The 16,041-nt window shown below is 64.1% G+C and carries 4 protein-coding genes; 2 read left to right on the top strand and 2 right to left on the bottom strand.

Going from position 1 to position 16,041, the window contains the following annotated elements; genetic code table 11:
• Positions 1–2 precede the first annotated feature (2 nt).
• Positions 3–1,175: an MFS transporter gene (locus BM017_RS15125; RefSeq protein ID WP_092245745.1), complete on the top strand. Its 1,173-nt coding sequence runs from the start codon at positions 3–5 to the stop codon at positions 1,173–1,175.
• On the opposite strand, the gene BM017_RS15120 is transcribed toward BM017_RS15125, so the two are convergent.
• Together BM017_RS15120 and BM017_RS15115 are read right to left on the bottom strand one after the other, a co-directional pair.
• Entirely contained in the window at positions 1,176–1,541 is a 366-nt protein-coding gene (locus BM017_RS15120) for a type II toxin-antitoxin system HicB family antitoxin (protein ID WP_092245743.1), read from the bottom strand. It lies immediately after the preceding gene.
• Positions 1,538–1,789: a type II toxin-antitoxin system HicA family toxin gene (locus BM017_RS15115; protein WP_058424734.1), complete on the bottom strand. Its 252-nt coding sequence runs from the start codon at positions 1,787–1,789 to the stop codon at positions 1,538–1,540. Before BM017_RS15115 ends, BM017_RS15120 begins: the two co-directional genes overlap by 4 nt.
• Positions 1,790–1,998: 209 nt before the next feature.
• Between BM017_RS15115 and BM017_RS15110 the strand changes: the two genes are divergently transcribed.
• A complete protein-coding gene (locus tag BM017_RS15110) occupies positions 1,999–16,038 on the top strand; it encodes a non-ribosomal peptide synthase/polyketide synthase (RefSeq protein WP_092245740.1) in 14,040 nt (4,679 codons plus the stop codon).
• Positions 16,039–16,041 lie beyond the last annotated feature (3 nt).

The raw sequence follows: 16,041 nt of genomic DNA, 5'->3' as shown, positions 1-16,041 counted from the left end.
CCATGGCAAACCCTTACGCCGAATTGTTCCAGGTCCCTGGCGCCCGGGCTTTTGTACTGGCGGGGATGCTGGCGCGCATGCCGGTCTCGATGACGGGGATCGGCTTGATCACCATGCTCTCGCAGGTGCACGGCGGTTACGGACTGGCGGGCTCGGTGGCGGCGGTATTTGCCCTGGCCACTGCGTTTTGCGCGCCGCAGGTATCCAGGCTGGTGGACCGCTACAGCCAAGGGCGGGTGTTGCCGGTTGCCGCTTTGATCGGCGGCGGGGCGTTGCTGATGTTGCTGCTGTGCACCCGCTTGCAGGCACCGAACTGGACGTTGTTCCTGTTCGCCGCCCTGGCCGGTTGCATGCCCAACATGTCGGCCATGGTGCGGGCGCGCTGGACCGAGTTGTACCGAGGCCAGCCCAAGTTGCAGACCGCATTTGCCCTGGAGTCGGTGCTGGATGAGGTGTGTTTTATCATCGGCCCGCCGATCTCGGTGGGTTTGTGCGTGGTGCTGTTCCCGGAAGCCGGGCCGCTGGTGGCTGCGCTGTTGCTGGCGGTGGGCGTCACCACCTTTGTGTTGCAGCGTGAGACCGAGCCGCCGGTGCACGCGCATCACGGGCATCACGGTCGCTGGCTGATCGCCTCGCCCTCGGTGCTGATCCTGATGATGCTCCTGCTGGCCATGGGTGTGATCGTAGGCGTGGTAGATGTGGTCAGTGTCGCCTTTGCCCAGCATCAAGGCCAGCCGGCGGCTGCCAGTATCGTGCTGTCGGTGTACGCCATCGGTTCGTGCCTGGCGGGGCTGGCGTTCGGCACCCTCAAGCTCAAGGCGCCGTTGCCCCGGCAGTTCCTGTTGTGCGGCATCGCCACGGCGTTGACCACTTTGCCGTTGCTGCTGGTGACCAACATCGCAGGGCTGGCGGTGGCGGTCTTTGTCTCCGGGCTGTTCTTTGCCCCCACCCTGATTGTGTCCATGGCCCTGGTGGAACAGGTCGTGCCCGCCAGCCGACTGACCGAGGGCATGACCTGGCTGATCACCGGCCTCAGCATCGGCGTGGCCATAGGCGCGGCCAGCTCCGGGTGGATGATCGATCACTTTGGCGCCACCAGCGGGTTCTGGGTGGCGCTGGCGGCGGGGGCGGTCGTGTTGGGGGCTGCGGTGTCGGGGTATCGGCGGCTGGGATGATCAGTTGATCGCAGGGCAAGCGTCTGCGCTGTGATGCTGCAGAAACTCGTTCAACGCCTGGCGCGTCAGGTCGTTGAGCGTCACTTTCTTGCGCGTCGCCTCAAGGGCGGCAGCAAGATGCAGATCATGGCCGACCCGGACGTTGAAGGAACCTTTGCAAGGTTTCTCTGGTGCATGCCCCAGGGTCTGGCAGGTGGCGAGGTAATCATCCACCGCCTCCCGAAAGGCCTTATCCAGTTCGGCGACGGTTTTCCCTTCGTAGCTCACCAGCGCCTTGATGAACAAGACCTTGCCGAACAGGCAGTTGTCTTCGAGGCTGGCTTCGATGGAGCCGATGTAGCCGTTGTGTTTCAGTTGGTTGTTCACTGAATCAGCTCTCCTGATTTCAATTGTTCGATGATCTGGCGCCGAATGTAGTGTTTCAACTCGTTGCCAGGGTGAGGCTTGTGCAAGGTGATCATTGCACTGGGGTCGCCGATGTCGAATTTGACGCGGCTTCCAGCCCCTTCAATCTGCGTGTAGCCCAGTCGTCGCAGCAGCGTGACGAGCTCGGGCCAGGTAAATGTCATTTGCTCGTTGAGCAGTTTGGTCAGCAGCTTTTCATTTTTGGACACGGCGTTCCCTGCGTGTAACTAAATGTAGTTGCAAAAAGTAGTGTTCGTCAATGCTAGCTGCTGTTCGGGTGGTCTTCCCGAGATTGATGTAACCCTTGATGACACTGTGCGCCGCGCCTCCCATCCCCCGCTAATTTTTCCCTCTCCGGTTCGTTTTATAGGGACGACGTGCCTTTGTGCTTCCTGCCTACTGCTCCGGACTCCAAGAAATGAATGCTGAAGACTCCTTGAAACTTGCTCGCCGGTTTATCGGGTTGCCCCTGGAAAAACGCCAATTGTTCCTGCAGGCCCTGCAGAAAGAAGGCGTGGATTTTTCCCGGTTCCCCATTCCGGCGGGGGTGGAAGTGGAGGATCGCCAAGCGTTGTCCTACGCGCAGCAACGCATGTGGTTTCTTTGGCAATTGGACCCGGCCAGCGGCGCCTATAATCTGCCGGGAGCGGTACGGCTCAAGGGGGCGTTGAGCCTCGGCGCGTTGGAGCAGGCCTTTGCCAGCCTGGTCGCGCGCCACGAAACCCTGCGCACAGTATTCCAGCGCCAGGCGGACGAGCGCCTGATGCAGGTGCCGGCAGACACGTCGTTGACCGTCGAGCACCTGGACCTTAGCCACCTGGTCGCCGCCGAGCGCGAACAGGCCGTCAACGAGGCCGCGACCCGTCAATCGCTGCTGTCGTTCGACCTGGAAAACGGTCCGTTGCTGCGCGTGCAATTGCTCAAGCTCGACGCGCAGGAACACGTGCTGCTGTTGACCCTGCACCACATCGTCTCCGATGGCTGGTCGATGAATGTGCTGATCGACGAGTTCATCCGCTGCTACGACGCCCACGAGCGCAACGAAACCCCGCAACTGCCGGCCTTGCCGATCCAGTACAGCGACTACGCCCTGTGGCAGCGCCGCTGGCTGGAAGCGGGGGAGCAGACGCGCCAACTGGATTACTGGCAAGCACGCCTGGGCGATGAGCACCCGGTGCTGGAGCTGCCCACCGACCGCCCGCGTCCGGCGATGCCGAGCTACCAGGGCACGCGCCACAACTTCATGATTGAACCTGAGCTGGCCATACAGTTGCGTAGTTGCGCGCAAAAACACAACGTCACCCTGTTCATGCTGTTGCTCGGTGCTTTCAACGTGTTGCTGCATCGCTACACCGGGCAGCACGATATCCGCGTCGGCGTGCCGATCGCCAACCGCAACCGCACTGAAGTCGAAGGGTTGATAGGCTTCTTCGTCAATACCCAGGTCTTGCGCACCGAGCTGACCGGGCAAACCCGCATCACTGAGCTGCTACACAGCATCAAGGAGCACGCCCTCGGTGCCCAGGCCCATCAGGAATTGCCCTTCGAGCGCCTGGTGGAAGCCCTCAAGGTCGAGCGCAGCCTGAGCCACACGCCGCTGTTCCAGGTGATGTACAACCACCAGCCGGTAGTGGCCGACATTGCCAGCGTTAGCACCGCCTCCGGCCTGGAGCTGGCGCTGGTGGAATGGCAAGGCCGCACCACCCAGTTCGACCTGACCCTCGACACCTATGAAAAATCCGGCACCCTGCATGCCGCGTTGACCTACGCCAACGACCTGTTCGACGCGCCAACCATCGAGCGCATGGCCGGGCATTGGCTCAGCCTGTTGCAGGCCATGGTGGCCGACGGTGAACAGCGCATCGGCGAATTGCCGATGTTGGCGGCGGATGAGCGGCAGGTGCTGGTCCACGCATGGAACCAGACCGCCGAGGCGTACCCGACCGAGCGCGGCATTCATCACCTGATCGAAGACCAGGCGCAGGCCACGCCGGATGCACCGGCGCTGGTGTTCGGTGCAACCACGCTGACCTACGCCCAGCTCGACACCCGCGCCAACCAGCTGGCCCACGCCTTGCGCGAGCAGGGCGTCGGCCCTGACACGCTGGTAGGGATCTGCGTCGAGCGCTCCATCGAAATGGTGGTCGGCTTGCTCGCGATTCTCAAGGCCGGCGGCGCCTATGTCCCGCTGGACCCTGAATACCCCCGGGAACGCCTGGCCTACATGATCGACGACAGCGGCATCCAGTTGCTGCTCAGCCAGCGCGACCTGTTGCCATTGCTGCCGACCGAGGGCATCCAGGTGATTGCCCTGGACCAGCCCGCGAGCTGGCTCGACGGTTACAGCCGTCAGTCGCCACGCGTCGACCTGCAGGCGCTGAACCTGGCCTACGTGATCTACACCTCCGGCTCAACGGGCAAGCCCAAGGGTGCCGGCAACAGCCACCGTGCGTTGGTCAACCGTTTGTGCTGGATGCAGCAGGCCTACGGCCTGGACGCCAGCGATGCGGTGTTGCAGAAAACCCCGTTCAGTTTCGACGTCTCGGTGTGGGAGTTCTTCTGGCCGCTGATGACCGGCGCCCGCCTGGTCGTCGCTGCGCCCGGTGAACACCGCGAACCGGCGCGGTTGATCGAGACCATCGGGCAACACCGCATTACCACCTTGCACTTCGTACCGTCGATGCTTCAGGCGTTTATCCATGAGCCGGGCGTGCAAGCCTGCAACACGCTGCGACGCATTGTCTGCAGCGGCGAAGCCTTGCCGCTGGATGCGCAGTTGCAAGTGTTCGCCAAGTTGCCACAGGCGGGCTTGTTCAACCTATACGGCCCGACCGAAGCCGCCATCGACGTGACCCACTGGACCTGCGTCGACGAAGGCGCCGACAGCGTGCCCATCGGTCGACCCATCGCCAACCTCGGTACGTACGTGCTCGATGCCCAGATGAACCCGGTGCCTGCGGGCGTCAGCGGTGAGCTGTACCTGGGCGGCGCCGGCCTGGCACGCAGTTACCACCGGCGCCCGGCACTGACCGCCGAACGTTTCGTGCCAAGCCCGTTCGGTGACGGTGTGCGTCTGTATCGCACTGGTGACCGCGTGCGCCAGCGTGCCGATGGGGTGATCGAATACCTGGGTCGCCTCGATCATCAGGTCAAGCTGCGTGGCCTGCGTATCGAGCTGGGCGAAATCGAAACGCGCCTGATGCAACACCCTTCGGTGCGCGAAGCCGTGGTGCTGGTGCAAGGCGGCAAGCAACTGGTGGCCTACCTGGTACTGGCCGACGAAACGCCTGCCGACCTCAAGGCCTGGCTGCTCGAAAGCCTCCCGGAATACATGGTGCCGACCCATCTGGTGCACCTGGCCAGGCTGCCGGTGACCGCCAACGGCAAGCTCGACCGCAAGGCCTTGCCATTGCCGGATGCTGCGCCCCAGCAGGCCTATGTAGCCCCGGAAAGCGACGTGCAAAAAGCCCTGGCAGCAATCTGGAGCGATGTGCTCGGTGTGGAACACGTCGGCCTGGAAGACAATTTCTTCGAACTGGGTGGCGATTCGATCATCTCCATCCAGGTAGTCAGCCGTGCGCGCCAGGCGGGCATTCGCCTGAGCCCGCGGGACCTGTTCCAGTACCAGAGCGTACGCAGCCTGGCGCTGGTGGCGAGCTTCGAGCAGGCGACCCTCATCGACCAGGGGCCGGTCACCGGCGAGGTGTTCCTCACGCCAGTGCAACACAGCTTTTTCGAGCAGGCGATCCCGGCGCGCCAGCACTGGAACCAGTCGTTGCTGCTGACTCCGCGTGAGGCGCTGGAGCCCGTGCGCCTAGAGGCCGCCTTGACCCGCTTGATCAACCACCACGATGCCCTGCGCCTGCGTTTTGTGCTGCAGGCGGACGGTTGGCGCCAGGCCCACGCCGAGCCGGTTGCATCGGCTTCGTTATGGCAGTCCCAGGTCGCCGGCGAGGCTGAGTTGGCCGCACTGTGCGACGAGGCTCAACGCAGCCTTGATCTTGAACAGGGCCCGCTGCTGCGTGCGGTCCTGGCAATGATGGCCGACCGCACCCAGCGCCTGTTGCTGGTGGTGCATCACCTGGCAGTGGACGGCGTATCGTGGCGTATCCTGCTCGAAGACCTGCAACAGGCCTACGTCAACGCCGCATTGCCGGCCAAGACCAGCGCCTACCAGCAGTGGGCGCAGCAGTTGCAGGCCCACGCGCAGACGCTGGACGCGCAACTGCCGTATTGGCAGGCACAGACCGCAAGCGCTGACCTGCCGTGCGACAACCCCCAGGGCGGCCTGCAAAATCGCCTGGGCAGTACACTCGAAATCCGCCTCAGCGCCGACCACACCCGCCAACTGCTGCAAGACGCTCCGGCGGCCTACCGCACCCAGGTCAACGACCTGCTGCTGACTGCGTTGGCGCGGGTCATCAGCCGCTGGAGCGAGCAACCTGCCGCACTTATCCAGCTGGAAGGCCATGGTCGCGAAGACCTGTTCGACACGCTCGACCTGAGCCGCACCGTGGGTTGGTTTACCAGCCTGTTCCCGGTGCGCCTGCAAGCCGAGGGTGAGCTGTCGGCTGCGATCAAGTCGGTGAAGGAGCAACTGCGTGCGGTGCCGCACAAAGGTATCGGCTATGGCCTGCTGCGCTACCTCGGCGCACCCGAGGCGCGTGAGGCCTTGTCCAAACAGGCCGTGCCGCGCATCACCTTCAACTACCTGGGGCAGTTCGACCGCCAATTCAACGAGGCGGCGCTGTTCGTTCCGGCTGACCAGGGCAGCGGACAGGCCCAGGACCCCGAGGCACCGCTGGCCAACTGGCTGACGGTGGAAGGGCAGGTGTACGGCGGTGAGCTGGCCCTGCGGTGGGGGTTCAGTCGTGAGATGTTCGAGGTGGCGACCGTCCAACGCCTGGCGGATGACTATGCCGCTGAACTCCAGGCCTTGATTGAACACTGCTGCGCCACGCCGGCGGGGCAGGTCACGCCTTCGGACTTCCCCCTGGCGCGCCTGACCCAGCAGCAACTGGACGCCTTGCCCATCGCGGGGCCGGCGATTGCTGATCTCTACCCGTTGTCGCCGATGCAGCAGGGTATGTTGTTCCATACCCTGTATGCGCCCGAGGCCGAGGCTTACATCAACCAGTTGCGCCTGGACATTGAAGGCCTGGACTTGCTCGCATTCGGCCGTGCCTGGCAAGCCGCGCTGGATCGCCATGACATCCTGCGCAGCAGCTTCCACTGGCTCGGCCTGGACAGTGCCCATCAAGTGATTCAGCGTCATGTCGATGTGCAGTTGCAAGTGATCGAAGATGTCGATGCTGATTTTGATGCATTCGCCGCTGCCGAACGCGAGAAGGGATTTGCGCTGAATGCTGCGCCGCTGTTTCGCCTGATGCTGGTGCGCGGTGCCGGCGGTGCCTGGCACCTGATCTTCACCAGCCACCACATCCTCATGGACGGCTGGAGTAACGCCCAGTTGCTCGGCGAAGTGATCGCCCATTACGCCGGGCAAAACGTGCCGGTGCCGCAGGGGCAGTTCCGCGATTACCTGGGCTGGCTGCAACAGCAAGCGTCGGGCGAGGCGTTCTGGAAGTCTGCGCTGGCGCCGCTGCAAGCGCCAACCCTGCTTGCGCAGGCGCTGCGTGTGCCGTTCGAAGGCAAGGGCATGGCTGACCATCAGGTCGTGCTGAGCGACGACTTCACGCGTGCCCTGGGTGAGTTTGCCCGCCACCACAAAGTCACCCTCAACACCTTGCTCCAAGGCGCATGGAGCGTGCTGCTGCAACGCTATACCGGGCAGGACTGTGTGGCCTTTGGTGCCACCGTCGCGGGACGCTCGGCACCATTGCCGGGGATCGAACAGCAGTTGGGCCTGTTCATCAACACGCTGCCGATCATCAATACAGCGTCGCCGGCCCAGCCGGTGGCCGACTGGCTGAGTGAGCTGCAAGCCCTCAACCTGAGCCTGCGCGACCATGAACATGTGCCGCTCTATGACATCCAGGGATGGGCAGGACAGCAGGGCAGCGCGCTGTTCGATACCTTGCTGGTGTTCGAAAACTTCCCGGTGGCCGAGGCCTTGAAGCAGGGCGCGCCTGCCGGCCTGACGTTCGGCCGCCTGCATAACCACGAGCAGACCCATTATCCACTGACCCTGGGCATTGAGCTGGGCAGTTGCCTGCGCCTGGAGTTTGGTTATGACCAGGCGTGCTTCAGTGCTCGGCAGGTCGCTCAATTAAGCCGCAACCTGCACCACCTGCTGGTGCAGATGCTCGCGGATGCCCAGGCGCCCATTGGCAACCTGCTTCTGCTCGACCAAGCCGCACGGCGCGACATGCTTGCCCTCAGCCAGTCGCCCAGCCAGGCCCAGCGTCACCTGCGCGTGCACGAGCGTATAGCCGCCCAGGCCAGCGCCACACCCGACGCGATGGCCGTGCAGGCGGGTGAGGCACGCCTGAGCTACGCCCAGCTCAATGCTCGCGCCAACCGGCTTGCCCATCGCCTGCTGGAACTGGGCGTTGGCCCAGGCCAGCGCATCGGCCTGGCGGCACGACGGGGTCCGCAGTTGATCGTCAGCCTGCTGGCGGTGCTCAAAAGTGGCGCCGCCTATGTGCCGCTGGACCCGAACTACCCCGCCGAACGCCTGGCCTACATGCTGACAGACAGCCGGCTCGACCTGTTGCTCAGCGAAACCGGGCTGCTGGCCGACCTGCCGTTACCCCAAGGGCTGGCGCGCGAGAGTTTCACCGCGTCCGGCGAAGAACTGGCAGGCTACCCGTCGACCAATCCAATCAACCATGCCGCCGCTGCCGACCTGGCCTATGTGATCTACACCTCGGGCTCCACCGGGCTGCCCAAGGGCGTGGCCATCGACCATGCCGCCCTCGGCCAGTTCTGCGACAGCGCCGAGGCCTATAGCCAGTTGAGCGCGGCGGATCGCGTGCTGCAATTTGCCACGTTCAGCTTCGACGGCTTTGTCGAGCAATGCTACCCGCCGCTGTGTGTGGGCGCAGCGTTGGTCATGCGCGGCGATGAGCTATGGGATGCCGGGCAATTGGCGCGGGAAATCGTCGAGCAGGGCGTGACCCTCGCCGACCTGCCCGCCGCCTACTGGTATTTGCTCGCCAAGGAGTGCGCCCTCGACCAGCGCACCCTGGGCAACCTGCGTCAGGTGCATGTCGGCGGCGAGGCGATGTCGGTGGAAGGGCTGCGCGCTTGGTACGCCGCCGGGTTGGGTGACGTGCGTTTGGTCAACACCTACGGGCCCACCGAGGCCACCGTGGTGTCCAGCGTGCATGACTGCCAATTGGTGGATGCCAGCGATGCGTTTGGTGTGCCGATTGGCCGGGCCATCGACGGTCGCTCCTTGTATGTGCTGGACAGTGGTTTCGAATTATTGGCCACCGACGGCGTGGGCGAGCTGTGCATCGGCGCCGAACACGGTTTGGCCCAGCGTTACTTCGATCGCCCGGCGCTGACCGCCGAGCGCTTTTTGCCAAACCCGTTTTCCGCCGTGCCCGGCGCGCGGCTTTACCGCAGTGGCGACCTGGCGCGCTATAACCAGGCGGGTGCGCTGGAGTATGTCGGGCGCATCGATCATCAAGTGAAGATCCGCGGGTTCCGCGTGGAAATGGGTGAGATCGAAGCCAGCCTGCAAGCCTTGCCGCAGCTGCGTGAAGCGGCCGTCATCGCACAATCGAGCCCGACGGGCACGCTATTGGTGGCATATGTGGTCGCCGCCAACGGGCAAAGCGTGGACTCCCCGGCATTGGCGGCCACCTTGCGCCAGTCCTTGCCGGATTACATGGTGCCGGGGCACTGGGTTGTCCTCGACGCCTTGCCGTTGAACAACAATGGCAAGCTTGACCGTCGCGCACTGCCGGCACCGGACCTGAACCAGGCGCGCCAGGCTTACCGGGCGCCGCAAACCCCGCTGCAAACGCGCTTGGCCGCCATCTGGCAGGCGGTGTTGCAAGTGGATCAGGTGGGGCTCAATGACCACTTCTTCGAACGTGGCGGTCATTCGTTGCTGGCCACCCAAGTCATTTCGCGGGTGCGCCACGCACTGCAACTGGAAGTGCCGTTGCGGGCGCTGTTCGAACAACCGACGCTGGAGGCGTTCGACGATGCTTGTGCTGGGTTGCAGGCCAGCACTGCACGGCCTCTGGTGGCGCTGACGCGTGATCGGCCGTTGGCGCTGTCGTTCGCCCAGGAGCGCCAATGGTTCCTCTGGCAACTGGACCCGTCCAGCGCCGCCTACCACGTGCCGAGCGCGCTGCACCTGCGTGGCCGTCTGGACGTCGCGGCGCTGGAACAGGCGTTCCAGGCCCTGGTGCAACGCCATGAACCGTTGCGCACCACCTTTGTGGAAGAGGGCGAGCACACCTGGCAACGGATTCACCCGAGCCTTGCGCTGCCGATCGAACACCAACAGGTCGAGGTCTCGGCGATCGAGCCTGCCGTGGCGCAGGAGATCCAGCGCCCGTTCGACTTGATCAATGGCCCGCTGATGCGCGTCAAATTGCTTCAGATCGAGGCCGAGCACCACGTACTGGTGATCACCCAGCACCACATCATCTCCGACGGTTGGTCGATGCAGGTAATGGTCGATGAGTTGGTGGCGCTGTATCAGGGCCAGGCTCAACTGCCGGCGCAGCTCATCCAGTACGCCGATTATGCCCAGTGGCAACGGGACTGGATGGCGGCCGGTGAGCAACAACGTCAACTCGACTACTGGCGCCTGCGCCTGGGCACCGAGCATGCCGTGCTGGAACTGCCCCTGGACCACCCTCGGCCGGCAGTGCAAAGCCATCGCGGCGCACGCCGCCAGGTGCACCTGGACAGCGCGTTGGTCGCCGGGCTCAAGGCCCTGGCCCAGCGTCAGGACGTAACCTTGTTTGTGCTGCTGCTGGCGTCGTTCCAGGCCTTGCTGCATCGCTACAGTGGGCAATCCCGAATCCGGGTCGGTGTGCCGATTGCCAACCGCAATCGCCTCGAAACCGAGCGCCTGGTCGGCTTCTTCGTCAACACCCAGGTGCTGCAGGCCGACGTGCACGGGCAGATGGCCTTCGATCAATTGCTCGCCCAGGTCAAGCAGCACGCCCTGGACGCCCAGGCGCATCAGGACCTGCCGTTCGAACAACTGGTCGAAGCCCTGCAACCGGAGCGCAGCCTCAGCCATAACCCGCTGTTCCAGGTGATGTTCAACCACCAGGACAACCTGCGTGCAGCCCCGCTGCAGTTGCCGGGCCTGGACCTGCAAGCGGTGGATTGGGCCGGGCACAGCACCCAGTTCGATCTGAACCTGGAAACCGAAGAGTCCGCCGAAGGCCTGTGGGCGTCCCTGACCTACGCCACCGACCTGTTCGACGCCACGACCGTCGAGCGCCTGGCCGAGCACTGGCAGAACCTGCTGCGCGCCGTGGTGCACGATGCATCCCAGGCTGTGGATGAGCTGGCGATGCTCAGTGCGCCGCAATGGCAACAGATGGTCGAGGCCTGGAATGACACGTCGGTTGATTACCCCCGCGAGCGTTGCGTGCACCTACTGTTCGAGGCCCAGGCCCTGGCACACCCGGACGCGCTGGCGCTGCAGTTCAATGGCCAGGGTCTCAGCTACGGCGAACTCAACCGTCGCACCAACCGCCTGGCCCATCGCCTGATCGCGGCGGGCGTAGGGCCGGACGTACTGGTGGCGGTGCATGTCGAGCGTTCGCTGGACATGGTGATCGGCCTGTTGGCGACCCTCAAGGCGGGTGGTGCCTACGTGCCGCTCGACCCGCAATTCCCGGCGGACCGCCTGGCCTTCATGCTTGAAGACAGCCGTGCGCAAGTCTTGCTGACCCAGCCGCACTTGGACGGCAGCTTGGCGCACTCGCAGGGTGTGCAGGTGCTGATGGTCGAGGCGGATGACAATGCCGCCGAGCACAACCCCCAGGTCAACGTCACGCCGGAACACCTGGCCTATGTGATCTATACCTCCGGTTCCACCGGCAAGCCCAAGGGTGTGATGGTACGCCACCGGGCGCTGTGCAGCTTTACCTGCGGCATGGCCGATACCCTGGACATCGGCATTGGCGCACGGATGTTGTCACTGACCACCTTCTCGTTCGATATCTTCGCCTTGGAGCTGTACGTGCCCCTGACGGTGGGTGCCACGGTACTGCTGAGCGGCCAGGAGCTGGCCCTCGACCCGGAAGCGATCATCGATCTGGTCCACAGCCAATCGGCCAACGTGCTGCAAGCCACACCGTCGACCTGGCGCATGCTGCTGGAAAGCCCGCGCGCCCAACGGCTGCGCGGTATCAAAAGCCTGTGCGGCGGCGAAGCACTGCCGTCGGACCTGGCCCAGCGCCTGCTCGACCTGCAAGGCCCGCTGTGGAACCTCTATGGCCCGACTGAAACCACTATCTGGTCCGCTGCCCATCGTCTGCACGAGGCCCAGCCTTTTGTCGGGCGGCCTATCGCCAATACCACGTTGTTCATCCTCAATGCCGGTTTGACGCCCAGCCCGGTGGGGGCCGCCGGTGAACTGCTGATCGGTGGTGTCGGCCTGGCTCGCGGTTACCACGAGCGCCCCGCGCTGACGGCCGAGCGCTTTGTGCCCAACCCGTATGGTGCGCCGGGAGAACGCCTGTACCGCACCGGCGACCTGGCCCGCTACCGTGCCGATGGCGTGGTGGAATACATCGGCCGGGTCGACCATCAGGTCAAGGTACGTGGGTTCCGCATCGAACTGGGTGAAATCGAAGCCTGCCTGCGCGAGCAGGCCGGTATACGCGAAGCCGTGGTCCTGGCCGACAACGACCGCTTGATCGCCTACCTGGTCAGTTCCGCACCCGACACGCCAGAAGTCTACAGGGCGGCCCTGCGCGAGCGCCTGCCGGACTACATGGTGCCGGCGCACCTGGTGTTCCTCGATAGCCTGCCCCTGACCCCCAACGGCAAGCTCGACCGCAAGGCGTTGCCTGCGGTGGACGTGGCACGATTGAGCAAAGGCCATGTAGCGCCAGTGACACTGCGTGAACAGCAGGTCGCGGCGATCTGGGCCGAGGTGCTGGAGCTGCCGCAGGTCGGCCTTGACGATCACTTCTTCGAACTCGGCGGGCATTCGCTGCTGGCCACCCGTGTTGTCTCGCGGGTTCGCCAGGTGCTGGCGCTGGAAGTGGCGCTCAAGACTCTGTTCGAACACCCGCGGTTGGAGGATTTCGTTCAGGCGCTGGGCGAGGAGGGCGTGGTTGCGCCCGCGTTGCTCAAGGCTGACCGCAATCAACCGCTGCCGTTGTCCTATGCCCAGGAGCGGCAATGGTTCCTTTGGCAACTGGACCCGCAAAGCACGGCGTATCACATCCCCAGCGCATTACGTTTGAAAGGGCCGCTTGACCTGGCCGCGCTGCAATGCAGTTTCGACACCTTGCTGGCACGCCATGAAAGCCTGCGCACCTATGTGCGCCAGGACGCTGGCGGCGCAGTTCAGGTGATTGAAGACTCGGGCCTGATCGAGATCAGCCTGCTCGACACCGAAGAAGACAGCCTCAAGGCGCGGGTCGCAGAAGTGGTTGCGCAGCCATTCCACCTGCTGCGCGGGCCGCTGTTGCGGGCCAGGTTGCTGCGCCTGGCTGTTGATGAGCACGTACTGGTGCTGGTGCAGCACCACATCGTCTCCGATGGCTGGTCGATGCAACTGATGGTCGAGGAACTGGTGCAGCTGTACGCCGCCTTCAGCCAAGGCCACGTGCCAGACTTGCCAGCCTTGCCGATCCAGTACGCCGACTACGCCCTGTGGCAGCGCAACTGGATGGAGGCCGGCGAGAAGGCCCGCCAACTGGCGTACTGGCAGGCCCAGTTGGGTGGCATGCAGCCGGTGCTGGAGTTGCCTTTCGACTACCTGCGCCCCGCAGTACAAAGCCACCGTGGCGCCCGCCTGGGCATTGAGTTGCAACCGCAGCTTCTGGCCGGTTTGCGCCGCTTGGCGCAAGCCGCCGGTGTGACGTTGCCGATGGTACTGCTGGCGTCCTACCAGGCGTTGCTGCACCGCTACAGTGGCCAGGAAGACGTGCGTGTCGGCGTGCCGATTGCCAACCGCAATCGCCTGGAAACCGAAGGGCTGATCGGCTTCTTCGTCAACACCCAGGTACTCAAGGCCGATATCCACGGGCAGATGAGCGTCGTGCAACTGCTGCAACAGGCACGCCAGCGTTCCCTGGAGGCCCAGGCCCACCAGGACCTGCCGTTCGAGCAACTGGTAGAAGCCCTGCAACCCGAGCGCAGCATGAGCCTGAGCCCGCTGTTCCAGGTGCTGTTCAACCATCGCGTGACCTCGGCCGCCAATCACTTGCAACGCCTCGCCGAACTGGATGTCGAGGTGCTGGGTTGGGATGAAGGTGTGGCGCAGTTCGACCTGGCGCTGGATGTGGAGGAAAGCCAGGCGACGCTGCGTGCGTCCCTGAGTTATGCCACTGATCTGTTTGCCCCAGCCACGATCGAGCGCATGGCCGGCCACTGGCAGAACCTGTTGCAGGCGATGGTTGCCGATCAACAGCAACCCATCAGCCAACTCAACCTGCTGGGCGAGGATGAGCAACAGCACATCCTGCAATTGTGGAACCAGACCGATGCCGGCTTCTCGGCCGAACGCCTGGTTCACCAGTTGGTGGCCGACCGCGCCCGGGAAAACCCGGATGCAGTCGCCGTGAAATTCGACGCACAGACCCTGAGCTATGGCGAACTGGACCGCCAGGCCAACCGCCTGGCCCATGCGCTGATCGCCCGTGGCGTCGGCCCGGAAGTGCGCGTGGCGATTGCCATGCCGCGCAGTGCCGAAATCATGGTGGCGTTCCTGGCGGTGATGAAGGCCGGTGGCGTCTATGTGCCGCTGGATATCGAATACCCGCGTGACCGCCTGCTGTACATGATGCAGGACAGCCGTGCCCAGTTGCTGCTGACTCATAGCAGTGCCTTGCAGCAACTGCCGATTCCCGAGGGTCTGGACAGCCTGGCGATTGATCGCACCGAGGAATGGTCCGGTTACAGCGACACGGCGCCTGATGTGAAACTGGACGGCGACAACCTCGCCTATGTGATCTATACATCCGGTTCCACGGGTCTGCCCAAGGGCGTGGCGGTATCTCACGGTCCACTGGTAGCCCATATCATCGCCACCGGCGAGCGTTATGAAACCTCGCCCGCCGACTGCGAACTGCACTTCATGTCGTTCGCCTTCGACGGCTCCCATGAAGGCTGGATGCACCCGCTGATCAACGGCGCCAGTGTGTTGATCCGCGACGATAGCCTGTGGCTGCCGGAATACACCTACCAGCAAATGCACCGCCACAACGTGACCATGGCGGTGTTCCCACCGGTGTACCTGCAACAGTTGGCCGAGCATGCCGAGCGTGACGGCAACCCACCGAAGGTGCGCGTGTACTGCTTCGGTGGCGATGCCGTGGCGCAAGCCAGCTACGACCTGGCCTGGCGCGCACTCAAGCCGACCTATCTGTTCAACGGCTACGGCCCGACGGAAACCGTGGTCACGCCATTGCTGTGGAAAGCGCGCAAGGGCGACCCGTGCGGCGCCGTCTATGCCCCCATCGGCACACTGTTGGGTAATCGCAGCGGCTACGTGCTGGATGCGCAACTCAACCTGCAACCCATCGGTGTGGCCGGTGAGCTGTATCTGGGCGGCGAGGGCGTGGCCCGGGGTTACCTGGAGCGTCCGGCCCTGACCGCCGAGCGCTTCGTACCGGACCCGTTCGGCAAGCCCGGCAGCCGTATGTATCGCAGCGGCGACCTGACCCGTGGCCGCCCGGATGGCGTGGTGGACTACCTCGGCCGTGTCGACCATCAGGTGAAAATCCGTGGCTTTCGTATCGAGCTTGGCGAGATCGAAGCGCGCCTGCGCGAGCAGGACAATGTCGGTGAAACCGTGGTGGTGGCCCATGAAGGCCCGACCGGCAAACAACTGGTCGCCTACGTGGTACCGACAGACACCCACCTGGCCGATGAAGCCGAGTTCCGCGACACCCTGCGCCGCGCCCTGAAAACCCACCTGCCGGACTACATGGTGCCGACACACTTCATGTTCCTGGCGCAAATGCCGCTGACCCCCAACGGCAAACTCGACCGCAAGGGCCTGCCCGAGCCGGATGCGAGCCTGCTGCAACAGGCCTATGTGGCCCCCGAAACCGAGCTGGAACGGCAGATCGCCGCGATCTGGGCCGATGTCCTGCGTCTGCCGCAAGTGGGTCTGAACGACAACTTCTTTGAAGTGGGCGGCCATTCCCTGCTGGCGATCCAGATCACCTCGCGGGTCCAGGCCGAACTGGGCCTGGAAGTGCCGCTGGTGGAAGTGTTCCAGACCGAAACGCTGCGTGCCTATGTGCAGGCCGCCGCCACCTTCCGCGCCGGCAGCGCGGAAGACTTTGATGATCTTCGTGACTTTTTGAGCGAACTAGAGGCGATTTGACCC

The organism is Pseudomonas sp. NFPP04, from assembly GCF_900113815.1.
Classification (GTDB): domain Bacteria; phylum Pseudomonadota; class Gammaproteobacteria; order Pseudomonadales; family Pseudomonadaceae; genus Aquipseudomonas; species Aquipseudomonas extremorientalis.
Note: the sequence above shows the minus strand (reverse complement) of the source record. Positions and strands in the feature narration are given on the sequence as shown.